Annotated in this window: 26 protein-coding genes; 10 read left to right on the top strand and 16 right to left on the bottom strand. The window is 71.8% G+C overall.

Translation table 11 applies throughout. The features are described from left to right. Window positions 1-5 precede the first annotated feature (5 nt). The 6 genes from ACGFZQ_RS03565 to ACGFZQ_RS03540 are packed head-to-tail and all read right to left on the bottom strand — an operon-like array spanning window position 6 to window position 5,262. Window positions 6-1,106 (bottom strand): LLM class flavin-dependent oxidoreductase, encoded by a 1,101-nt coding sequence (locus tag ACGFZQ_RS03565; protein WP_393838965.1) that lies wholly within the window; start codon window positions 1,104-1,106, stop codon window positions 6-8. Between the two features lie 23 nt (window positions 1,107-1,129). Continuing rightward, window positions 1,130-2,098: an ABC transporter substrate-binding protein gene (locus tag ACGFZQ_RS03560; RefSeq protein WP_393838964.1), complete on the bottom strand. Its 969-nt coding sequence runs from the start codon at window positions 2,096-2,098 to the stop codon at window positions 1,130-1,132. Beyond that, window positions 2,095-2,811, bottom strand: coding sequence for an ABC transporter ATP-binding protein (locus ACGFZQ_RS03555; protein ID WP_351732173.1), 717 nt, complete (start codon window positions 2,809-2,811; stop codon window positions 2,095-2,097). Before ACGFZQ_RS03555 ends, ACGFZQ_RS03560 begins: the two co-directional genes overlap by 4 nt. A 2-nt stretch (window positions 2,812-2,813) precedes the next feature. After that, window positions 2,814-3,680, bottom strand: a complete 867-nt coding sequence (locus ACGFZQ_RS03550; RefSeq protein ID WP_393838963.1) for an ABC transporter permease — start codon at window positions 3,678-3,680, stop codon at window positions 2,814-2,816. Then, window positions 3,677-4,570, bottom strand: coding sequence for a sulfurtransferase (locus tag ACGFZQ_RS03545; protein WP_351731142.1), 894 nt, complete (start codon window positions 4,568-4,570; stop codon window positions 3,677-3,679). Before ACGFZQ_RS03545 ends, ACGFZQ_RS03550 begins: the two co-directional genes overlap by 4 nt. Next, window positions 4,567-5,262: an alpha/beta hydrolase gene (locus ACGFZQ_RS03540; RefSeq protein ID WP_393838962.1), complete on the bottom strand. Its 696-nt coding sequence runs from the start codon at window positions 5,260-5,262 to the stop codon at window positions 4,567-4,569. Before ACGFZQ_RS03540 ends, ACGFZQ_RS03545 begins: the two co-directional genes overlap by 4 nt. A 375-nt stretch (window positions 5,263-5,637) precedes the next feature. Here ACGFZQ_RS03540 and ACGFZQ_RS03535 point away from each other — a divergent pair, with 375 nt between their 5' ends. After that, window positions 5,638-6,528, top strand: coding sequence for a LysR family transcriptional regulator (locus ACGFZQ_RS03535; protein WP_393838961.1), 891 nt, complete (start codon window positions 5,638-5,640; stop codon window positions 6,526-6,528). Here ACGFZQ_RS03535 and ACGFZQ_RS03530 read toward each other — a convergent pair. Continuing rightward, window positions 6,512-6,862, bottom strand: coding sequence for an SCO4225 family membrane protein (locus ACGFZQ_RS03530; RefSeq protein ID WP_393838960.1), 351 nt, complete (start codon window positions 6,860-6,862; stop codon window positions 6,512-6,514). The two genes, ACGFZQ_RS03535 and ACGFZQ_RS03530, sit on opposite strands and share 17 nt — an antisense overlap. A 118-nt stretch (window positions 6,863-6,980) precedes the next feature. Beyond that, window positions 6,981-7,892, bottom strand: a complete 912-nt coding sequence (locus tag ACGFZQ_RS03525; RefSeq protein WP_393838959.1) for a helix-turn-helix transcriptional regulator — start codon at window positions 7,890-7,892, stop codon at window positions 6,981-6,983. 101 nt (window positions 7,893-7,993) lie between these two features. Between ACGFZQ_RS03525 and ACGFZQ_RS03520 the strand changes: the two genes are divergently transcribed. After that, the gene (locus ACGFZQ_RS03520; protein WP_393838958.1) at window positions 7,994-9,421 is read left to right on the top strand and encodes an MFS transporter; all 1,428 of its coding nucleotides are present in this window, start codon (window positions 7,994-7,996) and stop codon (window positions 9,419-9,421) included. 7 nt (window positions 9,422-9,428) lie between these two features. Here ACGFZQ_RS03520 and ACGFZQ_RS03515 read toward each other — a convergent pair whose 3' ends face one another. Beyond that, window positions 9,429-11,690: a SpoIIE family protein phosphatase gene (locus tag ACGFZQ_RS03515; protein WP_393838957.1), complete on the bottom strand. Its 2,262-nt coding sequence runs from the start codon at window positions 11,688-11,690 to the stop codon at window positions 9,429-9,431. Window positions 11,691-11,980: 290 nt separating this feature from the next. On the opposite strand from ACGFZQ_RS03515, the gene ACGFZQ_RS03510 reads away from it, so the two are divergent. The 3 genes from ACGFZQ_RS03510 (at window position 11,981) to ACGFZQ_RS03500 (ending at window position 14,031) form a co-directional block, all read left to right on the top strand. Continuing rightward, a complete protein-coding gene (locus ACGFZQ_RS03510) occupies window positions 11,981-12,199 on the top strand; it encodes a hypothetical protein (RefSeq protein ID WP_351731121.1) in 219 nt (72 codons plus the stop codon). Window positions 12,200-12,260: 61 nt separating this feature from the next. Next, window positions 12,261-13,403, top strand: coding sequence for a serine hydrolase domain-containing protein (locus ACGFZQ_RS03505; protein ID WP_393839235.1), 1,143 nt, complete (start codon window positions 12,261-12,263; stop codon window positions 13,401-13,403). Window positions 13,404-13,590: 187 nt separating this feature from the next. Next, complete coding sequence (locus ACGFZQ_RS03500; RefSeq protein ID WP_393838956.1) at window positions 13,591-14,031, top strand: hypothetical protein; 441 nt, start codon at window positions 13,591-13,593, stop codon at window positions 14,029-14,031. Here ACGFZQ_RS03500 and ACGFZQ_RS03495 read toward each other — a convergent pair. Continuing rightward, window positions 14,018-14,620 (bottom strand): TetR family transcriptional regulator, encoded by a 603-nt coding sequence (locus ACGFZQ_RS03495; protein WP_393838955.1) that lies wholly within the window; start codon window positions 14,618-14,620, stop codon window positions 14,018-14,020. The genes ACGFZQ_RS03500 and ACGFZQ_RS03495 overlap by 14 nt on opposite strands. Window positions 14,621-14,646: 26 nt before the next feature. Next, entirely contained in the window at window positions 14,647-15,657 is a 1,011-nt protein-coding gene (locus tag ACGFZQ_RS03490; protein WP_393838954.1) for an aldo/keto reductase, read from the bottom strand. A 168-nt stretch (window positions 15,658-15,825) separates the two neighbouring features. Here ACGFZQ_RS03490 and ACGFZQ_RS03485 point away from each other — a divergent pair, with 168 nt between their 5' ends. Beyond that, window positions 15,826-16,872: a chitinase gene (locus ACGFZQ_RS03485; protein ID WP_351731110.1), complete on the top strand. Its 1,047-nt coding sequence runs from the start codon at window positions 15,826-15,828 to the stop codon at window positions 16,870-16,872. A 118-nt stretch (window positions 16,873-16,990) separates the two neighbouring features. On the opposite strand, the gene ACGFZQ_RS03480 is transcribed toward ACGFZQ_RS03485, so the two are convergent. After that, window positions 16,991-18,373, bottom strand: a complete 1,383-nt coding sequence (locus ACGFZQ_RS03480; RefSeq protein ID WP_351731107.1) for a glycine--tRNA ligase — start codon at window positions 18,371-18,373, stop codon at window positions 16,991-16,993. Window positions 18,374-18,558: 185 nt separating this feature from the next. Between ACGFZQ_RS03480 and ACGFZQ_RS03475 the strand changes: the two genes are divergently transcribed. From ACGFZQ_RS03475 to ACGFZQ_RS03460, 4 genes are all read left to right on the top strand, one after another. Next, window positions 18,559-19,515, top strand: a complete 957-nt coding sequence (locus ACGFZQ_RS03475) for a metal ABC transporter substrate-binding protein (protein WP_393838953.1) — start codon at window positions 18,559-18,561, stop codon at window positions 19,513-19,515. A gap of 11 nt (window positions 19,516-19,526) precedes the next feature. Beyond that, a complete protein-coding gene (locus tag ACGFZQ_RS03470) occupies window positions 19,527-20,291 on the top strand; it encodes a metal ABC transporter ATP-binding protein (RefSeq protein ID WP_393838952.1) in 765 nt (254 codons plus the stop codon). Further along, window positions 20,291-21,193 (top strand): metal ABC transporter permease, encoded by a 903-nt coding sequence (locus ACGFZQ_RS03465; protein ID WP_351731098.1) that lies wholly within the window; start codon window positions 20,291-20,293, stop codon window positions 21,191-21,193. Before ACGFZQ_RS03470 ends, ACGFZQ_RS03465 begins: the two co-directional genes overlap by 1 nt. A gap of 61 nt (window positions 21,194-21,254) precedes the next feature. Beyond that, entirely contained in the window at window positions 21,255-21,674 is a 420-nt protein-coding gene (locus ACGFZQ_RS03460; protein WP_382546521.1) for a Fur family transcriptional regulator, read from the top strand. A gap of 127 nt (window positions 21,675-21,801) precedes the next feature. Here ACGFZQ_RS03460 and ACGFZQ_RS03455 read toward each other — a convergent pair whose 3' ends face one another. The 4 genes from ACGFZQ_RS03455 to ACGFZQ_RS03440 are packed head-to-tail and all read right to left on the bottom strand — an operon-like array spanning window position 21,802 to window position 23,831. Beyond that, window positions 21,802-22,641, bottom strand: a complete 840-nt coding sequence (locus ACGFZQ_RS03455) for an isoprenyl transferase (protein WP_351691463.1) — start codon at window positions 22,639-22,641, stop codon at window positions 21,802-21,804. A gap of 17 nt (window positions 22,642-22,658) precedes the next feature. Next, window positions 22,659-23,408 (bottom strand): DNA repair protein RecO, encoded by a 750-nt coding sequence (recO, locus tag ACGFZQ_RS03450; protein ID WP_393838951.1) that lies wholly within the window; start codon window positions 23,406-23,408, stop codon window positions 22,659-22,661. Beyond that, a complete protein-coding gene (locus ACGFZQ_RS03445; RefSeq protein WP_393838950.1) occupies window positions 23,405-23,557 on the bottom strand; it encodes a hypothetical protein in 153 nt (50 codons plus the stop codon). Before ACGFZQ_RS03445 ends, recO begins: the two co-directional genes overlap by 4 nt. A 49-nt stretch (window positions 23,558-23,606) precedes the next feature. Further along, window positions 23,607-23,831 (bottom strand): hypothetical protein, encoded by a 225-nt coding sequence (locus tag ACGFZQ_RS03440; RefSeq protein WP_351692899.1) that lies wholly within the window; start codon window positions 23,829-23,831, stop codon window positions 23,607-23,609. Between the last annotated feature and the right edge of the window lie 45 nt (window positions 23,832-23,876).

Raw genomic sequence — 23,876 nt, 5'->3', positions numbered from 1 at the left:
GGGTGTCAGGCGGCGGGGGCGGTCGCGGCGCGGTGGGCCAGTTCCTGGCGGACCAGGGGGAGGATGTGCCGGGCGTAGTCGATGGCGTCGTTGAGCGGGTCGTAGCCGCGGATCGACAGCAGGTCGCAGCCGATGTCGACGTAGTCGAGGAGGGCCTGGGCGACGGTCTCGGGGGTGCCGACGAGGGCGGTGGAGGCGCCGGCCGCGTTGGTGGCGACGGCGGGGGCGGTCCACAGGCAGCGGTCGTGGACCTCGCCGCGCTCGGCGATGTCGAGCAGCCGCTGCGAGCCGACGTTCGCCGGACGCCCTGTGGTGCGGTAGTGCCGGAGCTGTTCGGTGTTGCGGGCCTGGTCCTTGAGGACGCCGAGGGTGCGGTGTGCCTTCTCCCAGGCGAGTTCCTCGGTGGGCGCGATGATCGGGCGGAACGACACCCAGATCCGGGGGTGCGGGCGCCCGGCCGCGTCGGCGACCGCGTTGACGGCGGCGATCTGCTCGGCCGTCTCCTTCAGCGGCTCGCCCCACAGCCCGAAGATGTCGCCCTGCTGTCCGCCGACCCGGTAGGCGTCCTGGGAGGAGCCGCCGACGGAGATCGGGACCAGGCCGTGCACCGGCTTCACGTCCGAGTGGTAGCCCTCGAAGGTGAAGTACTCGCCGTGGTGCGAGACCGGGCCGTCGGCCTGCCAGACCTTCCGGAGGATCTGGATGTACTCGTCCGAACGCTCGTACCGCTCCGCCTTGTTGAGGTAGTCGCCCTCGCGGTGCTGCTCCTCGTCACTGCCGCCGGAGATGATGTGGAGCGTGAGCCTGCCGTTGCTGATCCGGTCCAGGGTGGCCAGGGCGCGGGCCGCGTGGGTCGGGAAGATCACGCCGGGGCGGTGGGCGAGGATCGGGCGGACGCGTTCGGTGTGGGTGGCGACGAACTGGGCGACCTGGAAGGCGTCCGGGGAGGCCGAGTGGTAGGCGACCAGGGTGTGGTCGAAGCCGCCGTCGTCCAGGGCGCGGGCGTACCTGCGCAGGTGGTCGACGTCGAGGCCGGTACGGCTCGCGGCGGCGGGACCGGAGGCTCCGGCGTCGGTGTGGACGGCGCTGATGAACTCGACGGGCATGGTGGACTCCTGTGTCGTAAAAGTCACTTGAGGAGAGAGGTGTCGGCGGACTTCGCCACGTCGACGTTCGGGTCGAGGACGCCGATGCCGTTCATGAGGTCGGCGACGCCCTGCACGGTCGTGTTCACGTCGGAGGTGACCGGCAGCACCTGGCTGTACGCGGCGGAGGCGAGGGTCCTGGCGACGGACGCGTCGGCGCCGTTGCGCTGCTCGATGGCCTTCGCGTACGCGTCCTGGTGGGTGCTGGTCCACTTCAGGGCCGTACCGAGCCGCTTGAGGAAGTCCGACAGCGCGGCCTTCTTGGACGGGTCCGCGAGGGCCTTCTCGGAGGCGTTGACGAAGCCGATGCCGCTGACCCGGCCGTCCGCGCCGTCGACGAGCAGCCTGCCGCCCTGTTCCAGGCCGACGGCCTGGTAGACGCCGAAGGTGGCCCAGATCTTCACCTTCCCGGAGGCGAAGGCGGCCTGCGCGTCGGTCGGCAGCAGGTACTGCACCTGGACGTCCTTGTAGCTGAGCCCGTTCTGCTTGAGGACGTTGGCCAGCAGGTACTCCGAGACGCTGCCCCTGGCCGAGGAGACGACCACCTTCTGGCCCTTGAGGTCCTTGACGCTGTCGATGCCGGAGTCCTTGCGGACGACGATGCCGACGTGCGTGCCGTCGTTCTTGAGGGCGGCGATGTTCTTGATCTTCACCCCGCCGCTGAGCGCCTGGAGGGCGGGCAGGTCGGCGGAGTAGCCGGTGTCGGCGGCGTTCGCCTGCACGGCCTGGTAGAGCGGGGCCGCGCCCTCGAACTCGGCCCATTTCACCTTGTACTTGGCGCCTTTGAGGGCGTCGGAGGCGGCGACGATGGTCTGGAGGGTCTTGGCCTGGTCGCCGATGGTGAGGGTGACCTGCCGGCCGGCGGAGGTGTCCGCCGAGGAGTCGGCGCCGCAGGCGCTCAGCGCCAGCAGGGCGGTCGTGCTCAGGGCGGCGGCGGCGATTCTGCGGATCACGACGGGGTTCCTTCCAGGGTGCGGGTCACGCCGAGCCAGGTCAGCAGGCGGGCGCGCAGGGTCACGAACTCGGGGGTGGTCAGGTCGCGGGGGCGGGGCAGGTCGACGGTGAGTTCGTGGGCGATACGGCCGTCGTCCATGACCAGCACCCGGTCGGCGAGCAGCAGGGCCTCCTCCACGTCATGGGTGACCAGCAGGACCGCGCAGCCGTGCGACTGCCAGAGTTCGGCGACGAGCTGCTGGACCCTGCCCCGGGTGAGGGCGTCCAGGGCGCCGAACGGCTCGTCCAGGAGCAGCAGTTCGGGCTCCCGGACCAGGGCGCGGGCCAGTGAGACGCGCTGGGCCTGGCCGCCGGAGAGGGTCTTCGGCCACACCCCGGCACGGTCCGCGATGCCCACCTCGTCCAGCGCCTTCGCGGCGAGCGCCCGGTCGGGGCGGCCCGGCAGGCCGAGGACGACGTTGCGCCACACCTTCAGCCAGGGCAGCAGCCGCGGCGACTGGAACGCGGCACTGCGCCGCACGGGCACGGTCACCTCGCCGCCGATCTCGTCGTCGAGGCCGGCGAGGATCCGCAGCAGCGTCGACTTGCCGCAGCCGCTGTGCCCGAGCAGGGCCACGAACTCGCCCTCCTGGATGTCGAGATCGAGGTCGTGCAGCACGGTGTTGCCGTCGAAGGCCCGCGAAAGCCCCCTGATCTCCACGCTGTTGCTCATCGTCATGCCTCGCCCTCGAAGTTGGCCCGCCAGGTCAGCAGCCGGCGCGACAGGATCCGTACGGCGAAGTCGCAGGCCAGCCCGAGCAGGGCGTAGACGACGAGGCACAGCACGATCACGTCCGTGCGGAAGTACTGCTGGGCGTTGCTCATCAGATAGCCGAGACCCGCGTCCGCGTTGATCTGCTCGGCGAAGACCAGCGCCAGCCAGGCCGTCGACAGGGCGTACCGGAGCCCCACGAGGGCGCCGGGCAGTGCGCTCGGCAGGATCACGTACGTGACGAGGCCGAGCCGGCCGAGGCCCATCATGCGGGCGGCCTCGACGAGTTGGGCGTCGGTGGAGCGGATGCCGCCGTAGATGTTGAAGTACAGGGGGTAGGTCACGCCGAGCGCGACCAGGGCGATCTTCGGGGTCTCCTCGATGCCGAACCAGACGATGAACAGCGGGATCAGACCCACCCAGGGGATCGCCCGGAACATGCCCATCGAGGAGTCGATGACGTCCTCGCCGAGCCGGAACAGCCCGGCCAGGAGGGAGAGGACGAGGGCGACCGTGGCGCCGATGAGGAAGCCGATGGCGGCCCGGCGGCCCGAGGCGGCGATGGCGCGGGGCAGTTCGCCGTCCTTGGTCAGGTCGACGGCCTGCCTGATCACGTCCACCGGTGAGGCGAGCACGGACTCCGGCAGGACGCCGGTGGCCGAGGCCAGGAACCAGAGCAGGACCAGGCCGACCGGTCCGGCGGCGCGGCGCACGGAACGGGGCACGGCCGGCCCACGGCCCTGCCGGACGGTGCCGCGGATCGTGACCCGCCCGGCCGTGGGCGTGGCCTGCGGCGCGGGCACGGCGGCCTTCAGCGATTCGGTCGTCATGAGGAACCCCCCACGGCGGAGGGCGATCCGGACGGCAGGGACCCGGACGGCAGTGGTCCCGTCGCGGCCGGGCGGTCGGGATCCGCGGACCACGCCGACCAGGAGCCGGGGAACAGGACCGCCTCGAACCCGGCGATCTCCAGCGCGGCGATCTGGTGGGCGGCGGTGACCCCGGAGCCGCAGTAGACGCCGATCCGTGTGGCCGCCCCCGCGCCCGCCTTCTCGAACCGCTCGCGCAGCGCGCCGGCCGGCCGGAAGGTGCCGTCGGCCGCGAGGTTCTCGCCGGTCGGCGCGGACACCGCCCCCGGGATGTGGCCCGCCCTGGGGTCCACCGGTTCCACCTCGCCCCGGTACCGCTCACCGGCACGCGCGTCCAGCAGCAGCCCGGTGGCGGCGAGTTCGGCGGCGCCGTCGGCGTCCGTCACGGGCAGCGCACCGGCCCGGAGTACGACGTCTCCGGGCGCCGGAGCGGCGGGGATCCCGGTCTCCAGCGGCAGTCCGGCCGCCCGCCAGGCGCCCAGGGCCCCGTCGAGGAGCGTGACGTCGGCGATCCCCGCGTACCGCAGCAGCCACCAGGCCCGTGCGGCCGCCGTGTTGCCCAGGTCGTCGTGGACCACGACGGGCCGGCCCTGCCGGACACCCCAGCGCCGTGCCGCCGCCTGCAACCCGGCGAGGTCGGGCAGCGGATGCCGGCCGCCCTGCGGCGAAGGCGGCGCGGCCAGTTCGGTGTCGAGGTCGACGTACACCGCGCCCGGGATGTGGCCGTCGGCGTGGTGGTCGCGGCCGTGCGGGTCGCCCAGCGCCCAGCGGACGTCGAGGACGGTGGGCGGCCGGCCGGAGTCGAGCAGCTCGCGCAGTTCGGCGACGGTGGTCGTCACCCGGCGGCTCATGCGAGGCCCTCCGCGATCAGGGGCAGCCCGGGCGAGAGCCGCAGCCGTTCCAGGAACAGCACGACGGTGGCGGCGGCCGTGCGGTGCAGGGCGTCGTTGAGGACGTCGTGGCGGCCGCCGGCGAACTCCACCAGGTGCGCCGGGGAACCGGCGTAGGCCGCGCGGGCCGCCGCCAGGGGGCTGACCACGTCGTCCTTGCCGTGCAGAGCCAGCACCGGCACCTGTACCCGGTCCCAGGGCAGGTCGGGGAGGTCGGGGGTCTCGTCGAGGGCCCCGCGCCGGAAGGCGGGGTCGCCGGTCAGCCGGCCCTGGTGGGTGGGGCAGCCGGTGCGCGCCTCGATCTCCGTCTCCCAGCCGCCCGCCGTCCAGGGCCCGGTGGGCAGTCCGGCCAGGATCAGGGCGTCGACGCCGGGGGCCGGTTCGGCGGCCAGCTGTACGGCGTACCGGGCGCCGGTGTCGGAGCCGACGAGCACCTTGGGGCCGGGCAGTGACTCGTCCGCAAGGAGTTTGGCGGCCTCGTCGAGGACCGCCGGATCGGCGACCGGGTCGCCGAGGGCGCGGACGCGGTAGGCGTCGAAGGCGAGCCGGCGGCCGAACCGCTCGTACACGCCGCCGTGTTCGCCTCGGCCGGCCAGCACGATCAGCGTGCCGCGTGCGGCGAGACCTTCGGGTTCGTCCCAGGAGAAGGGCATGAGGGGGCAACTCCCGTTCCGGAGCAGGGGGAAGAGCAGGCAAGAGAAGGGAAGAGCAGGGAAAAGAAGGAAAAAGAAGTGGGCAGAGAGGGGGAAGAGAGGGGAAGAGTGGCGGCCGTCACCGGCACGTGTCAGTCACGCGGCAGGCCTGGTGGGGGCGGCGGGAGGACGCGCGTACGCGCGGGTGATTCAGCGACAGCGGGCGCTGCACGCCACGCCGAAGTCGATGACTCGGCGCTGCGTCAGAAGGGCAGCCGTGGCGGTCGCGTACATGCGTCCATCATGACCGGCGGTGACGAACGCGTCCAACGATGATTCCGCATCGAAACCGATCAGGGATCGCGATCGGTCGAGTGAACAGCTACCGTCACCGGTATGTCCCGCCCCGTCCTCGACATCGTGGCCCTGCGCAGCCTGACCGCGGTGGCCGACTGCGGCGGCTTCCACCGTGCCGCCCGCGCGCTCGCCCTCAGCCAGTCGGCGGTGAGCCAGCATGTGCGCAGGCTGGAGAAGACGCTGGGGCACCCCGTGGTCGAACGCGAGGGGCGCGGCACCCGTTTCACGCCCGAGGGGCGCCTGCTGCTCGAACAGGCCCGGCGGATCCTGGCCGTCCACGACGAGGCCGTGCGCGTGCTGCTGGACACGGACGGCGACACGGTCACCATCGGCTCCACCGAGCACGCGGCCGACCAGTTCCTGCCGCGCCTGACCGCCGCCGTCCAGGAGGTGCGGCCCGGCTGCCGGGTCCGCTACCGCATCGACCGCTCCGCGCGACTGGTGGAGGCGGTCGAGCGGGGCAGTGTCGACGTCGCCGTGTACGTCACCGAGGCCGCCGCCACCGAGGGCACGCCCGTCGGCGGGCTCCCGCTCTCCTGGCACGCCACCCCCGGCTGGCAGCGGCCCGTCGCGCCCTCCCCCATCCCGTTGGTCGCCATCGAGGAGCCCTGCGCCATCCGCCACCGGGCCATCGCCACCCTCGCCGCACACGGTGTCCCCGCCACGGTCGTCGGCGACGCCGGCTATCTCGCGGGCGTCCTCGACATCGCCCGCACCGGCCAGGGCGTCGCTCTCATCGCCGCGGTCGGCGCGGCCCCGGACGGCCTGACCCGGTACGGCGGCCTGCCCGCCGTCACCCCCATCCCGATGAGCGCCCTCGCCCGCCCCGGCGCCGACCCCACGACCGTACGGGCCGCGTTCGCCGCCGCGCGGGAACTGCTCGGCGGAGGCGGGCCGGCTGCGGCCCCGGGTGTCACGGGGAGTGGATAGCGCGGCGGTGCCGGGCGAGGACGGCCTCACGCAGGGCGCCCAGGGCCAGGGCCTGGAGCAGCGCCGATACGACGATCATGCCGACGAAGAACCGGTTCGGCGCATCCGTGTCCCAGGCCGTCCCGCCGATCGCCGAGACGAGCGGGAAGGTGGGGAAGGTGACCACGGGCGCCCACAGCCAGGCGTAGTCCGTACCGGGGTCCGCCCCCGGGAGGGAGCCGACGGTGGCCTTGGCGATGACCACGGCGACCAGGACGAGGTAGGCCGCCGAGAGGCGGTTGGCGCACATCAGGCGGACCAGTCGGACAAGGGTGCGGGCAGGGCCGGATTCCATCGTCGTCTCCCCCGGGGCCGGTCGTCGTTTCCTCTCCCCACCTGCATGGTCGGGGCAGGACGGTCCCCCGGTCCTGAGTACGCGTACTCAGTTGACCGAACGAATTCCCGTGATCCGGTCAGGAGTTCGCCGTCACCGCCAGCCCGTACAGCTTCTCCAGGCGCTCCCGCGACTCCTCGTCCACCGGGACGTACGTGACCATCCGCGCCCCGGACTCCGGGTTCAGCCACAGGTCCGTGTGGTCCATGGTGAGCAGACCGACGTACTGGTTGAGGAACTGTTTGGTCTTGGTGTTGCGCAGGCCCGTCACCTCGTACCGCTCCCAGTTCTCGCGGAACTCGGGGGACTCGGCCGTCAGGCGTTTGACGACCATCTTCCAGGCCGGCTCGCCGAGGTGGCCGGCCATCGCGACGCGGAATCTCGCGGCCATCAGACGGCGGCTCTCCTCCAGGTGCACGATGGAGCGGCACCAGTCCGGGTCGGTGTGGACGAGGATCATGCAGTTGCGGTCCTCGGGCGGGACCGCGTCGAGGTCGCACAGCAGGCGGGCGTAGGTGCGGTTGTAGGCGAGGATGTCGTAACGGCTGTTCTGGATGCAGGCCGGGATGGGCTCCAGCGCGCGCAGCATCTCGCGCAGGGCCGGGGTGACGCCCGTGCAGCTCGCGGCCGGGGTCGGGTCGACGGCGCCGGCCAGCTGGAAGAGGTGGGTGCGCTCGCTCGCGTCGAGCAGGAGGGTGCGGGCGAGGGCGTCCAGGACCTGGACGGAGACCTGGATGTCCCGGGCCTGTTCCAACCAGGTGTACCAGGTGACGCCGACCGCGGAGAGCTGCGCGACCTCCTCGCGGCGCAGGCCGGGCGTGCGCCGGCGGGTGCCGTGCGGCAGGCCCACCTGTTCCGGGGTGATCCGCTCGCGGCGGCTGCGCAGGAACGCGGCCAGTTCGCTGCGCCGGATGCCCTCGCTCCGTACCGCCGGGACCGCCGGGACCGCCGGGACCACCGGGACCACCGTCTCGTGCGCCATGGTCGTCATGCCTCCAGCCTGCCTCGGGCCGCATCCTGTTTCCAGGTACTTCTTCTACCAGGATAAGAAGACTCTGGTACCAGTCTGAGTGACGCAGCAGGCTCATGGACATGACCGAAACCGTCACCACTCCGGCCGTACGGTCCCCGTCCGCGGCACCCGCGCTCGGCGGGCCCGGACTGTTCACCGTCCTGCTGGCCGCGGCCCTGCCCCTCGTCGACTTCTTCATCGTCAATGTAGCCCTGCCCACCATCGGAACCGATCTGCACGCCGGCGAGGCGGTCCTGGAACTCGTCGTCGCCGGATACGGCGTCGCCTACGCCGTGCTGCTCGTGCTCGGCGGCCGGCTGGGCGACCTGTTCGGGCGCCGCCGGCTCTTCCTCGCCGGCATGGCCGCCTTCGGGCTGACCTCGCTGGCCTGCGGACTCGCGCCCGGCGCCTGGTCGCTGGTGGCCGCCCGGGTCGCCCAGGGCGCCGCGGCCGCCGCGATGCTCCCGCAGGTCCTCGCCACCATCCAGGCCGCCACCAGCGGCGGCCGCCGCGCCAAGGCCATGAGCCTGTACGGCGCCACCGCCGGCCTCTCGATGGTCGCCGGGCAGATACTCGGCGGGGTGCTGGTCGCCGCCGACATCGCGGGCACCGGCTGGCGTGCCGTGTTCCTCGTCAACGTGCCGGTCGTGGTCGTCGGGCTGGTGCTCGGCGCCCGGTTCGTGCCGGAGACGCGGTCGCAGAAGCCCGAGCCCGTCGACCGACCCGGCACCGTACTGCTCGCCCTCTCCCTGCTCACCCTGCTCGCCCCGCTCACCGAGGGCCGGGCGGCGGGCTGGCCGCTGTGGACCTGGCTGTCGCTGGCCGCGTTCCCGGGGGTGGCATCCGCCTTCTACGCCGTGGAGCGCCGCGCCGACCGGGCCGGCCGCACCCCGCTGGTCCCGCCGAGCCTGTTCGAACTCGCCTCGCTGCGCAGCGGTCTGGTGATGATGGTGCCGTTCTCCGTCGGCTTCAGCGGGTTCATGTTCGTGATCGCCGTGGCCCTGCAGAGCGGGGAGCGGATGGACCCGGTCCCGGCGGGGCTGGCGCTCGCGCCGATGGCCGTCGCCTTCCTGTTCGTGTCGCTGGCCGGGCCGCGGCTGATCGCCCGGTACGGCAGCCGGGTGGTGACGGCCGGGTCGGTGCTCCAGGGGATCGGCATCGTCCTCATCACGCTGGCCGCCTGGCGGGACTGGCCGCACCTGGACTTCACCGGGCTGCTCCCCGGGGTCGCGGTCGCCGGTGCCGGTCAGGCCCTCCAACTCCCCAACGTGCTGCGGCTGGTGATGTCGGAGGTGCCGGCCGCGCGGGCCGGCGTCGGCAGCGGGGTGATGGTCACCACCCAGCAGTCCGCTCTGGCCCTGGGCGTGGCCACGCTGGGCACCCTGTTCCTCTCCCTGGTCCCGCAGCACGGCACCCGGGACGCCCTGGTCATCACGCTGCTGGTGCAGCTGGGCCTGGTGGTGCTGACCGGACTGCTCAGCCTGCGGCTGCCGCGGACGGTGGGCTGAGCGGACCTCAGCCCGCGGGACCGCCCAGTTCGAACCACACGTTCTTGCCGGTCCCCAGCCGGGTGGTGCCCCAGCGCCGGGCCAGCCGGTTCACCAGGAACAGGCCCCGTCCGTGCTCCTCCTCGGGCGACGCCCGGCGCAGCCTGGGCAGTTGCGGCACGTCGTCGCCGACCTCGCAGCGCAGCACGTCGGTGCGCAGCAGCCGCAGGCTGATCGGGCGGGAGGCGTGCCGTACGGCGTTGGTGACGATCTCGCTGACCAGCAGCTCGGCGGTGTCGGTGAGTTCCTCCAGGCCCCAGCCGGCCAGGGCCTGCCGGGTCAGCCGGCGGGCCCGGCCGGGGCTGCCGACCTCCGGTTCGAAGGTCCAGTAGGCCACGTCGCTCGGCGCGATGCCGTCGAAGCGGGCGGCGAGCAGCGCGATGTCGTCGTCCCGGTCGCCCGGCCCGAGCATGTCGAGGACCTCGTCGCACAGCGCCTCCAGCGGGGGCGGCCGGTCGGGGCCGGTCAGCTGGGCGGTGGCGGCGAGCCGTTCGCGCAGCTGCTCGATGCCGGTCCACACGTCGCGCAGCCGGGACTCGACCAGGCCGTCGGTGTACAGGAGCAGGGTCGCCCCGGCGGGGGCGTCCAGCTCGACCGCCTCGAAGTCGATGCCGCCGACGCCGATCGGGGCGCCGGGCGGCACCGCGAGGACCTCCGTCTTGCCGCCGGGGTGCAGCAGGATCGGCGGCGGATGGCCGGCGTTGGCGACGGTGATGCGGTGCGAGACCGGGTCGTAGACGACGTACAGGCAGGTCGCCATGCGGTCGGTGCCCAGCCGCTGGGCCTGCTCGTCGAGGTGGTGGAGCACCTCCTGCGGGGGCAGGTCGAGGCCGGCCAGGGTGAGCGCGGTGGTGCGCAGCTGGCCCATGACGGCGGCCGAGGTCATGGAGTGCCCCATGACGTCGCCGACGACGAGGGCCACCCGGCTGCCGGGCAGCGGGATCGCGTCGTACCAGTCGCCGCCGACGCGCGCGGTCTCGGCGGCGGGGAGGTAGCGGACGGCCAGCCGGACGCCGGTGGGCCGGGGCAGGGAATGCGGCAGCATCGCGCGCTGCAGCCGGTCGGCGATGAAGGCCTCGCGGCTGTACAGCACCGCCTTGTCGACGCCGAGGGCGGTGTGGGTGGCCAGCTGGGCGGCGACCAGGAGGTCGGCGGGCTCGAACGCCGGGCGTTCCGGGCGGCGCAGGAAGACCACCGCTCCGGTGACCCGGCGGCGGCCGCGCAGTGGGGCCAGGATCGCGTGCGTACCGGCCCAGCCGTTCAACGCGCTGTCCTCGCCGACGAGTTCACTCAGCGCGACCCGGGTGGCCGGGTCGTCGGCGAACACCGGCCGGACCCCGCGCAGCACCTCGGCGAGCGCGCCGCCGGGCACCACCTCGCTCCAGTCGGCCGCGTCCAGGTCGTCCTGCTCGTCGTTCACGGTCTCCGCGGGCCAGACCAGGCCCTCGGCGCCGGGACCCTTGATCCGGTCGGTGCGGCGCAGCCGCAGCACGGCGGGTCCTGCGGGGCGTTCGTCGCCGACCGGCAGCGGGTCGCGCAGATAGACGAGGGCCGCGTCCGAGTAGGTCGGTACGGCGGCCCGGCACAGGCCGAGCACGATCTCGTCGGTGTCGAAGCCGCGGGCGATCCGGCGGGTGGCGGCGCCGACGTAGCGCAGCCGGTCCTCGTCCGGGGCCTTGGGCATGGCGGCGGGCCGGGCCTGCGGGGCGCCGGTGTCCTCGCTCACGCCGAGCGCGGCCTGTGCGGCCAGCGCGTCGGCCAGGGCGATGTCGTCCACCACGAAGTCCTCCCGGTCCAGGCGCCGCAGGAACACCGCCACGCCGACGACGGCGTCGGGCGCGCGCAGCGGGGCGAGCAGGACCCTGTTCCCCTGCGGGAGGCGGGAAGCGGTCCCCAGCAGTTCGCGGAGGGCCTCCTCGACGTCGTCCGGCCCCCTGCCGCGCGCTCTGCCGCACCGCAGGAACCCGGCCAGCACACCGTCGGACGGCACCGGGGCGACGGCCGGCGGTGTGCCGCCCATCAGGCCGCCGAGTTCGGCCGGCAGTCCGTCCAGGCGCAGGCGCAACGGGCCGTCCGGGTCCCGCCGTTGCTCGGCGAGGTAGACGAACACCCCGTCCGCCAGGTCCGGGACGGTCGACAGGCACAGCTCCCTGACGACCTGGGCCGCGCCCTCGGCGCGAGCGATCCGGCGGCCGGAGACGGCCAGGAAACGTTGAGGATCCGGCAGCATCGCCTCTCCGTGCCGGTGGCCGCTTCAGCTAAGGTCGCTCTCATCTTGAGCCTTGGTCAATGCCGTGTCCAGGGTTTCCGCCGGTACACCAAGTCGGGCTCGTGGTCCGAAGGTTGGTCCGGCGGCCTGGATGTACACCGGGAACGTCCTGTCCAGCGGCGGGAACCCGGCCGGCCGGACACGGCTTGGCCAACTCGGTGTGAAGAAATCCCCGTTGATGTTGGTCGTGCTGCACACTCCTTGCGTCGACACGTGCCGAACGGCAGATCGGGCACCGACTCGGAGGCGTCATGTCACAGATCGACTCGAGCAAGGTCAGCCGGTGGGACCAGCACGGGCGGGAACACACGGTGCGGGTGGAGCGCACCGGCATCCAGCGCACGATCAGGTGTGACACCTGCGGCTGGCGGCAGAGCGCGCAGTTCCTGCCCTGGCTGAAGGCGGAGGAGCATCTGGCCGAGGCCCACCAGGCCACCGTGGACCCCGCGGGAGCCCAGCCCTCCCGATGAGTTTCCGCCGGTGCGGGAGTCGTACACCCGACCGCACCCGACGGAAGGACGACCGATGACCGTGTCACCGCTCCATGCCACCCTGCGCCGCCATGTCGACGGCGGCACGGTTCCCGGGGCCGTCGGGCTGGTCGCCCGGGGTGGAGACGTGGAGGTCGTGACCGTCGGGGACCTGGATGCCGAGGGGTCCGCGCCGATGACCCGGGAGTCGATCTTCCGGATCGCGTCGATCACCAAGCCGGTCACCGCGGCGGCGGTGCTGATGCTGGTCGACGAGGGGCTGATCGGGCTCGGTGACCCGGTGGCCGAGTGGCTTCCCGAGCTGGCCAAGCCGGTGGTGGTCCGGACGCCCACGAGCCCCGTCGACGACGTCGTGCCGGCCGACCGCCCGGTCACCGTGGAGGACCTGCTCAGTTTCCGCGCCGGCTGGGGCCTTCCCGACGACTTCGCGCTGCCCGCCGCGCGGGCCCTGTTCGCGGTGCAGGATCACAGCCGCCCCTTCCAGGACTGGCCGGACCCGGACACCTGGCTGGGCCTGCTCGCCCAGGTGCCGATGCTGCACCAGCCGGGCGAGGCCTGGCTGTACGGCACCTCGTCCGCCCTGCAGGGCATCCTGGTCGCCCGGGTGTCGGGCCGTACCCTCCCCGACTTCCTGGCGGAGCGGATCTTCGAGCCGCTGGGCATGCGGGACACGGCGTTCGAGGTGCCGGCGTCGAAGCGGGACCGCTTCACCTCGTCCTACGCCCCCGCCGAGGACGGCACCCTGCGCCGGACGGACACCCCGGACGGCGATTTCAACCGCCTGCCGCGCTTCCCCTCGGGCGGCGGGGGCCTGGTCTCCACGGCCGACGACTGGCTGGCGTTCGCCCGGCTGCTGCTGAACGCGGGCGTCGCCCCGGACGGCCGCCGGCTGCTGTCCGCCACCTCGGTCAGCCGGATGACCACCAACCATCTGACGGCGGCCCAGCGGGAGCGCGCCACCCTCTTCCTGGAGGGCCAGGGCTGGGGCTACGGCGGCCAGGTCGACGTCACCCCGGCCGACCCCTGGAACGTCCCCGGCCGCTACGGCTGGGTGGGCGGCACCGGCACCACCGCGCACCTGGTCCCCACCACCGGCACGGTCACGGTCCTGTTGACACAGACGGCCATGACGGGTCCGACGCCGACCCCGTTGATGCGGGACTTCTGGCGGGTCACCGCCTAGCTCGCGCGTTACGCCGTTCGGGTGAGCTTCCGGACGGGAATCACAAGGTCAGAGCACCCGTTGCCACCTGCGGTCTTTACCGAATCCGAGGGCGGTGCGCACCGCTTCCGAGAGCGCCCGGGTCGCCGCCCGGCGCGACCCGGCCAAGCCTTGAGAGGTCCCCCCGTCCCTCGACAGGAGTACTTCCATGCACACCACCCAGCGCCAGATCTCCCGAGCCCTCGCCGCCGGTGCGCTCTCCGTGGCCCTGCTGTCGGCCGGTTCCGCCGGAGCTTTCGCCACCGAGGCCAAGCCGACCCCGTCGCCCACCATGAGCGCCAGGCCGAAGCCGAAGCCGAGCCCGACCACCATGGCCTCGATCTCGGTCAAGGCGAACACGACCTCGGTCAAGCCCGGTGACTCCGTGACCCTCAGCGGCCGCACCTCCGGCCTGAAGGTCGGCTGGCCGCTGGTGCTCCAGCACCAGAAGGGCGGCAAGTGGATCCCGCTCAAGGCGACCGCGAAGGTCAAGAACGGCAGCTCCTACTCGCTGACCGCGAAGCTCAGCAACCCGGGCACCGAGCACCTGCGGGTCTCCGCGGTCGGCAAGAAGGTCTACTCCCCGACCGTGACGGTCAAGGTGAGCTGAGGCCGCGCAGCAGCAGGTCCACCAGCGAGGCGAAGTCCGCCTCGGCCTCCGGCCGCACCCACTCGCGTGCGTAGCCCGGGTCGTGGAAGCGGCCGGTGGCCTGGAAGACGACCCGGGCCGCCGCGGCGGGGTCGGACACGGTGAAGACTCCCGTGCCGGCCCCGTCCCGGAGGATCCCGGTGAGCTGCCCGGTCAGGTCGTCGAGGTGCCCGGTGACCGCCGGGCCGTTCTCGTCGACCAGCACCATGTAGGTGGCGAACAGCTCCGGGTCGTCGCCCGCCTTGCGGCGCTTGGCGTCGAAGAGCGCCCACAGCCAGTCGCGCAGCCGCTCCTTGGGAGCGCGGTCCGCGGCCGCGATGCCGGACAGCTGCTCCGAGGTGCGGTCCAGCCACCGCTTGGTCACCGCCTCACGCAGCGCCGCCTTGGTCCGGAAGTGCCGGTAGACACTGCCGTGGCTGACGCCGAGCGCGCGTGCCACGTCCACCACGGTGGCCTTGGCCGGGCCGTGCCGGCGCAGCACCTCCTCGGTCGCCTGAAGGATGCGCTCGGCGGTCAAGGCCGGGGTCGGGGTCGGGGACGTCGCTGCCATGGCCTAGACGGTACCCGGCGCCGCGGTCAGTGCTCGGTGCCGAGATGGCTCATCTGCGCGGCCGGGTAGCGGGTGCCGGCCGCGGCGTCCGCCGGTACCGCCTCCTCGATCGCCGCCAGGTCGGCCGCGTCCAGCGTGACCTCCAGCGCGCCCAGCGACTCGGTGAGCCGCTCGCGGGTGCGGGCGCCGACGAGCGGCACGATGTCGTCGCCGCGGGAGAGCACCCAAGCGATGGCGATCTGCGCGACGGTCACGCCCTTCTCGTCGGCGATCTTGCGCAGCGCCTCGACGAGGTCGAGGTTGTGCCGGAGGTTCTCGCCCTGGAAGCGGGGCGAGAAGGCCCGGAAGTCGCCCGCGCCCAGCTGCCGGTCGCGGGTGAAGTGGCCGGAGATCAGGCCCCGGGAGAGCACGCCGTACGCGGTGATGCCGATGCCCAGCTCACGGGTGGTGGGCAGGATCTCCCGCTCGATGTCGCGGGTGATGATCGCGTACTCGATCTGCAGGTCGGAGATGGGCGCGGTGGCGGCGGCCCGGCGGATGTTGGCCACGGAGGCCTCGCTGAGGCCGATGTGCCGCACGTATCCCTGCTCGACCAGTTCGGCGATCGCGCCGACCGTCTCCTCGATCGGCACGTCCGGGTCGACGCGGGCGATCCGGTAGACGTCGATGTGGTCGACGCCGAGGCGCTGGAGGGAGTAGGCGGCGAAGTTCTTCACGGCCTGCGGGCGGCCGTCGTAGGCGTTCCAGCCGCCGGCCGGGTCGCGCAGGGCGCCGAACTTGACGCTGGTCAGGGCCTTTTCACGGAGGGCGGCGGGGGCGGTGCGCAGGGCCTCGCCGACCAGCATCTCGTTGTGGCCCATGGCGTAGAAGTCGCCGGTGTCCAGGAGCGTCACGCCGGCGTCGAGGGCCGCGTGGATCGTGGCGATCGACTCGGCGCGGTCGGCCTCGCCGTAGAGGGCGGACATGCCCATGCAACCGAGGCCGAGGGCCGAGGTGCGGGGGCCGGTGGTTCCGAGGGAGCGCGTGTGCATCGTCATGACTCCACCTTGACATGACAGCTGACAGATTTCAATATCTGTCATTCCATACTCCCCACCGGCCGCCGGGTGGGCCCGTTTCTGGTCCAGACCTATTGACGAGAGGTCTGGACCACGAGCACTGTCATGGCTACGACACCTCGCCGCACCCCCACCGGGAGGATCCGTATGCTCCGCCGCGCCCTCAGCCTGCTCGCCGCCGCCCTGGCGACCGCCGCGCTCACCCAGCTCCCCGCCGCCGCCCCCGCCTCCGCCGCCGACACCTGCGCGGTGAAGTCGAGGCCGGCCGGAAAGGTCCTCCAGGGCTACTGGGAGAACTGGGACGGCTCCGCCAACGGCGTCCACCCGCCCTTCGGCTGGACCCCCATCACCGACTCCCGGATCGCCGCCCACGGCTACAACGTGATCAACGCGGCCTTCCCGGTCATCCGCTCCGACGGCACCGCGCTGTGGGAGGACGGCATGGACGCCGGCGTGAAGGTGGCGACGCCCGCGGAGATGTGCGCGGCGAAGGCCGCCGGCCAGACCATCCTGCTGTCGATCGGCGGCGCGGCGGCCGGTATCGACCTCAGCTCGTCCACCGTGGCCGACAGGTTCGTCGCGACGATCGTCCCGATCCTCAAGAAGTACAACTTCGACGGCATCGACATCGACATCGAGACCGGCCTGGTGGGCAGCGGGTCGATCACCCAGCTCTCCACCTCGCAGGCCAACCTGGTCCGCATCATCGACGGGATCCTCGCCCAGATGCCGGCGGGCTTCGGCCTGACGATGGCTCCGGAGACGGCGTACGTCACCGGCGGCAGCATCACCTACGGCTCGATCTGGGGCGCCTACCTGCCGATCGTGAAGAAGTACGCCGACAACGGCCGGCTGTGGTGGCTCAACATGCAGTACTACAACGGCAGCATGTACGGCTGCTCCGGCGACTCCTACTCGGCGGGCACGGTGGCCGGCTTCACCGCCCAGACCGACTGCCTCAACAAGGGCCTGGTCGTGCAGGGTACGACGATCAAGGTGCCGTACGACAAGCAGGTGCCGGGACTGCCCGCACAGTCCGGCGCGGGCGGCGGCTACATGTCACCGAGCCTGGTCGCCCAGGCCTGGAACCACTACGGCACGTCCCTCAAGGGCCTGATGACCTGGTCGCTCAACTGGGACGGCTCGAAGAACTGGACGTTCGGCGACAACGTGAAGTCGCTGCAGCACCGCTGAGCCCATAAACGCCGATTCCCCGCGCCCCGAAGGGGCGCGGGGAACTGCGCGACCAGCCACGCACGACCCGCGACCGGCATCTCACACAAGCCAGGCAGACGCCGGCCCGCTCACACTCCTAACACCCGACGAGGCGCCCCGCGAGGTACCCCTCGATCTGGTCCAGCGAGATCCGCTCCTGCTTCATCGAGTCACGCTCCCGGACCGTCACCGCGTTGTCCTCGAGCGTGTCGAAGTCGACGGTCACGCAGTACGGCGTACCGATCTCGTCCTGACGGCGGTAGCGGCGGCCGATGGCGCCGGCGTCGTCGAACTCGATGTTCCAGTTCTGCCGCAGGGCGGCGGCCAGCCCCTTGGCCTTCGGGGACAGCTCGGGGTTGCGGGACAGCGGCAGGACCGCGACCTTGACCGGCGCCAGGCGGTGGTCCAGGCGCAGCACCGTGCGCTTCTCCAGCTTGCCCTTGGCGTTCGGCGCCTCGTCCTCGACGTAGGCGTCCAGGAGGAACGCCAGCATCGCGCGGCCGACACCGGCCGCCGGCTCGATGACGTACGGCGTCCAGCGCTCCCCGGCCTCCTGGTCGAAGTAGGAGAGGTCCTGGCCGGAGGCCTTGGAGTGGGCGTTCAGGTCGTAGTCGGTGCGGTTGGCGACGCCTTCCAGCTCGCCCCACTCGTTGCCGCCGAACTGGAAGCGGTACTCGATGTCGGCGGTGCGCTTGGAGTAGTGGGAGAGCTTCTCCTTGGGGTGGTCGTACCACCGCATGTTCTCTTCACGCAGGCCCAGGCCGGTGTACCAGTTCCAGCGCTGCTCCATCCAGTACTCCTGCCACTTCTCGTCCTCGCCCGGCTTGACGAAGAACTCCATCTCCATCTGCTCGAACTCGCGGGTGCGGAAGATGAAGTTGCCGGGCGTGATCTCGTTGCGGAAGGACTTGCCCATCTGCGCGATGCCGAACGGCGGCTTGCGGCGCGACGTGGTCTGCACCTGGGCGAAGTTGGTGAAGATGCCCTGCGCGGTCTCGGGGCGCAGGTAGGCGACGGAGCCGCTGTCCTGGGTCGGGCCGAGGTGCGTCGACAGCAGACCCGAGAACTGCTTGGGCTCGGTGAACTGGCCCTTGTTGCCGCAGTTCGGGCAGTTCACGTCCGCCAGGCCGTTCTCCGGAAGGCGGTTGTGCTTGGCCTCGTAGGCCTCTTCCAGGTGGTCGGCGCGGAATCGCTTGTGGCAGGCGGTGCACTCGGTCAGCGGGTCCGTGAAGGTGGCGACGTGACCGGAGGCCACCCAGACCTCGGGGGCCAGGATGACGGACGAGTCGAGACCGACCACGTCCTCGCGCGACGTCACCATGTAGCGCCACCACTGGCGCTTCAGGTTCTCCTTGAGCTCGACACCGAGCGGCCCGTAGTCCCAGGCGGCACGCTGTCCGCCATAGATCTCACTGCACGGGAATACGAAGCCACGGCGCTTGCTCAGGCTGACGATGGTGTCGATCTTGTCGGCGGCCACGGTGCTCTCTTCATTACGACGACGGGCGACGAAGCGAGATGCTTCAGAGCGAATGCTTCAGGTTACCGGCGGGGGCTCCCCCTCGACCAAATCGGTCCCCCATGACGGACAGACCACCCAGGGCTCACCGAGGCCTTACCGCTGCTTGTTGACAACGGTTTCCATATTTGTTGAAAATGAGTCTCATGAACGTACGACGACGCCTCATATCCACGGCCGCCGCGACCACCGTCACCGCACTCGGCATCGCGACCCTCTCCGCCTGCGGTGGCGACGCCACGGCGGCCCAGACCGGCAAGTTCGACGTCGTCGCGTCCTTCTACCCGATGGCCTTCCTCGCCGACCGGATAGGCGGGAACCACGTCCACGTCACCAGTCTCACATCACCCGGCCAGGAACCGCACGACCTGGAGATCAGCCCCAAGCAGATCATCGGGATCGAGAAGTCCGACGCGGTCCTCTACCTGAAGAACCTCCAGCCCTCCGTCGACGACGCCGTCGCCCAGTCCTCGGTGGGGACGAAGATCGACGCGTCCGCCCTGACCACGCTGGAACAGCACGGCAACGAGGCCGGCGGCCACGCGGCCTCCCACGACACCTCGAAGAACGAGGAGCTGTCCGGCCTCGACCCCCACATCTGGCTGGACCCGGTGCGCTACGCCCAGGTCGCCGAGGGGGTGGGCAAGGCCTTCGAGAAGGCCGACCCGGACCACGCGGCCGACTACCGGAAGAACACCGCGGCCCTGGTCAAGAAGCTGGACGACCTCAACACCCGGTTCAAGGACGGCCTGGCGAACACGAAGACCAAGGTCTTCATCACCACCCACGCGGCCTTCGGCTACCTCGCCGAGCGCTACGGCCTGACCGAGGAGGCCATCAACGGCCTCGACCCGGAGTCGGAGCCGAGCGCCGCCCGCGTGAAGGACCTGGAGACCATGGCCAAGGCCGACGGCGTCAGCACCGTGTTCTACGAGACGCTCGTCAGCGACAAGACCGCCAGGACCATCGCCGCCGACGCCGGACTGAAGACGGACGTCCTCGACCCGATCGAGGGCATCACCGCCAAGTCCCGCGGCAAGGACTACTTCGCCGTCCAGGAAGCCAACCTCAAGGCCCTCCAGACGGCTCTGGGCACCAAGTGAGCGGAGACGAGATGACCACCGGCGAGCCCGTCATATCCCTGCGCGGTGTCACCGCCGAGCTGGGCTCGCGCCCCGTGCTGCGGGGCATCGACCTCACCGTGCACCGCGGTGAGGTCGTCGCGCTGCTCGGCGCGAACGGCTCCGGCAAGTCGACCGCGATCCGCGCGATCATCGGACAGGTACCGGCCGGCGGCGGCGAGATCACCCTGTTCGGCACCTCGCGCGGCGCCTTCCGCGACTGGTCCCGGGTCGGCTACGTCCCGCAGCGCACCACCGCCGCGGGCGGTGTCCCCGCCACCGTCACCGAGGTCGTCTCCGCCGGCCTCCTCTCCCGCACCCGCTTCGGCCTCTTCCGCAAGGCCGACCACCAGGCGGTACGGGACGCGCTCGCCCTGGTCGGGATGGCCGACCGGGCCAAGGACAACGTCGAGGCGCTCTCCGGCGGCCAGCACCAGCGGGTGCTGATCGCCCGCGCCCTGGTGGCCCGGCCCGAACTGCTGATCATGGACGAGCCGATGGCGGGCGTCGACCTGGCCAGCCAGGAGATCCTCGCGCGGACGCTGCGCGAGCAGGTCGAGCAGGGCACCACGGTCCTGCTGGTCCTGCACGAACTGGGCCCGCTGGAGCCGCTGATCGACCGCGCGGTCGTGCTCCGCGACGGCTGCGTCCTGCACGACGGCCCGCCGCCGCGCGCGGTCGGCCAGCACGCCCTCCCCGGCCACGACCACGTACACCCCCACGAGCACGCGCCGATCCGCACGGGACTGCTGAGCTGATGGACTTCCTGAACTACGCCTTCATGCAGCGGGCCCTGCTCGCCGCCGTCCTGGTCGGCCTCACCGCCCCCGCCATCGGCATCTACCTGGTCCAGCGCCGCCAGGCCCTGATGGGCGACGGCATCGGCCACGTGGCCATGACCGGCGTCGGCCTCGGCTTCCTGCTCTCGACCTCCCCGGTGTGGATGGCCACGGCCGTCTCCGTCCTCGGCGCGATCCTGATGGAGCTGATCCGCTGGTACGGCAGGACCCGCGGCGACATCGCCCTCGCGATGCTCTTCTACGGCGGGATGGCCGGCGGGGTGATGCTGATCAACCTCGCGCCGGGCGGCTCCAACGCCAACCTGATGTCGTACCTCTTCGGCTCGCTGTCGACGGTGTCGGAGTCGGACGTGACCGCGATCTGCGTGCTCGCCGCCTTCGTCCTGCTGGTCACCCTCGGTCTGCGTCGGCAGCTGTTCGCGGTGAGCCAGGACGAGGAGTTCGCCCGGGTGACGGGCCTGCCGGTGCGGGCGCTGAACCTGCTGACGGCGATCACGGCGGCGGTCACGGTGACGGTCGCGATGCGGGTGGTGGGCCTGCTGCTGGTGTCGGCGCTGATGGTGGTGCCGGTGGCCGCCGCCCAGCAGCTCAGCCGCAGCTTCGCGGCCACGTTCGCGATCGCCGTCGCGATCGGTGTGACGGTGACGATCGGGGGCACGATCACGTCGTACTACCAGTACGTTCCGCCGGGCGCGACGATCGTGCTGCTGACGATCGCCGCGTTCATCGTGCTGAGCCTGCTGGCCGCACCGCTGGCCCGGCGACGCGCCCGCGCGGCCGCCGCGCGGCGGCCCGCCGGGGACCCGGCGGAGTGCGCGATTCCGGCCGGCCGGGGGGCCGCCGACGAGGTCGGCGTCTGACCGCGCACACTCCGGGCTGGCACAATGGCCCGGCAGAAGCAGCGATGTGAGGAGGCAACCGGTGACGACCGCTGGACCGCCCGTGAAGGGCCGCTCGACCCGTCAGCGGGCAGCCGTGGCGGCGGCCCTGGACGAGGTCGACGAGTTCCGCAGCGCGCAGGAACTGCACGACATGCTCAAGCACAAGGGCGACTCGGTGGGCCTCACCACGGTCTACCGCACGCTCCAGAACCTCGCCGACGCGGGCGAGGTGGACGTCCTGCGCACGTCCGAGGGCGAGTCGGTCTACCGCCGCTGCTCCACGGGCGAGCACCACCACCACCTGGTCTGCCGCGTGTGCGGCAAGGCGGTGGAGGTGGAGGGCCCCGCGGTGGAGAAGTGGGCGGAGGCGATCGCGGCGGAGCACGGGTACGTGAATGTGGCGCACACCGTGGAGATCTTCGGGACGTGTGCGGACTGTGCGGCGGGGTGTGCGCCGTAGGGGCAGGGTTCGTTTCCGACCGGCGGTCCGTCGTGGCTGGTCGCGCAGTTCCCCGCGCCCCTGACGGGGCGCTTCAGTCACGTCCGAAGCAGCGTTCCAGTTCGCTCGCGTGAACGGCGGGTGGCCGTCAGTCGCCGGGGTGGTTGCCCTCCATGGCCAGCAGTTCCTCGTTGGGGATGGCGCCGCCGAACCGGCGGTCCCGGGAGGCGAATTCGAGACAGGCGCGCCACAGGTCGCGGCGGTCGAAGTCGGGCCACAGGACGTCCTGGAAGACCATCTCGGCGTAAGCGCTCTGCCAGAGCAGGAAGTTGGAGGTGCGCTGCTCGCCGCTGGGGCGCAGGAACACGTCCACGTCCGGCATGTCCCCGTAGTACATGTGCTTCTGGATGGTCTTCTCGGAGACCTTCGACGGGTCGAGGCGGCCCGCCTTGACCTCCTCGGCGATCGCCTGCACCGCGTCGGCGATCTCGGCGCGGCCGCCGTAGTTCATGCAGAAGTACAGGGTGAGCAGGTCGTTGCCCTTGGTCTGCTCCTGGGCGACCTGGAGCTCCTTGGCGACCGACTTCCACAGCCGGGGCATCCGGCCCGCCCAGCGCACCCGGATGCCGAGTTCGTCGAGCTGGTCGCGGGTCTTGCGGATGAAGTCGCGGTTGAAGTTCATCAGGAAGCGGACCTCTTCGGGCGAGCGCTTCCAGTTCTCGGTGGAGAAGGCGTAGAGGGAGATGTTCCGCACGCCGATCTCGATGGACCCCTGGAGCACGTCGAGGACGCGCTCGGCGCCGACCTTGTGCCCCTCGGTGCGCGGCAGCCCGCGCTCCTTCGCCCAGCGGCCGTTGCCGTCCATGACGATGGCCACATGGTTCGGGACCAGTTCGCCCGGGAGCTTCGGCGGGCGGGCACCGGACGGATGCGGCTCGGGCGTCCTGTACTCGCGGCGCCGGCTCCCCAGGATCCCGCGTACGACCATGTGCTTCTCGTCTCCCTCTAGCTCTTCTCTACATACCTGAGCGAGCGCAGCCCCCGCTCCAGGTGCCAGTGCAGATAGGCGGACACCAGCCCGCCGCCCTCCCGGACGTGCCGCGCCTCGGCCGCGTCCGCCGTCTCCCAGTCTCCCGTAAGCAGCGCGCCGAGGAGAACCAGGGTCCCTGGCGAGGGTACGACGCTGCCGGGCACCCGGCAGTCGACGCAGACGCTGCCGCCGGAGGCGACCGAGAAGAAACGGTTCGGACCGGGCATCCCGCACTTGGCGCAGGAGTCGAAGCTGGGCGCGTAGCCGTTGACGGCGAGGGAGCGCAGCAGGAAGGCGTCGAGGACGAGGTGGGGGGCGTGCTCGCCGCGGGCGAGTGTCCTGAGCGCCCCCACCAGCAGCAGGTACTGCTGCACGGCCGGTTCGCCCTCGTGGTCCGTGAACCGCTCGGCGGTCTCCAGCATGGCCGTCCCGGCGGTGTACCGGGCGTAGTCGGTGACGATCCCGCCGCCGTACGGCGCGATGGTCTCGCTCTGGGTGCACAGCGGCAGCCCGCGCCCGATCAGCTCACTCCCCCGCGCGAAGAACTGCACGTCGACATGGGAGAACGGCTCGAGCCGCGCCCCGAACTTCGACTTGGTCCGCCGCACCCCACGAGCGACGGCCCGCACCCGGCCGTGTCCACGGGTGAGCAGGGTGATGATGCGGTCCGCCTCGCCGAGCTTCTGGGTCCGAAGGACGATGCCGTCGTCCCGGAAGAGACTCATCGCGCACCGGCCGGAGGCTGCTGGGAGTGCGGCCCGCGGCACAGCCGCGATCGGACGCCGTGCCCCCCGTACGGCAGCAGTACGACCCGGTCCGCCTCACCCGGCTTCTGGGTGCGCAGCACGATGCCGTCGTCGCGGAACAGGCTCATGCGCCCATTCTGCCCTGCCGTGGCGGCGGACCGGCCCGGACCGGAACCTTCAAGGCACCTCGCCGCGGCTGCGGGCGTTGGCGTGGGCGGTGGCCGCGCTGAGCCGTTCGGCCTGGGTCGCGGTCCGTACGGCGTCCGGGTGGGCGTCCCACTCACGCCCTCCCCCGTACGGCCTCAGCTGCACATAGGGGCCCTCGTGCCCCATGACGATGCCCAGCCGTCCGGTACGGGTGTCGACGGCGCAGGAGCCGACGGGGAGGTTCTTCGCGTTCACCTCACCTGGCTCCCCCGCCTCCGGGAATTTCACGCTTCGCATCAC

Source organism: Streptomyces sp. NPDC048254, from assembly GCF_043201895.1.
Taxonomy (GTDB): domain Bacteria; phylum Actinomycetota; class Actinomycetes; order Streptomycetales; family Streptomycetaceae; genus Streptomyces.
This window is presented reverse-complemented; position numbering and strand designations above follow the sequence as displayed.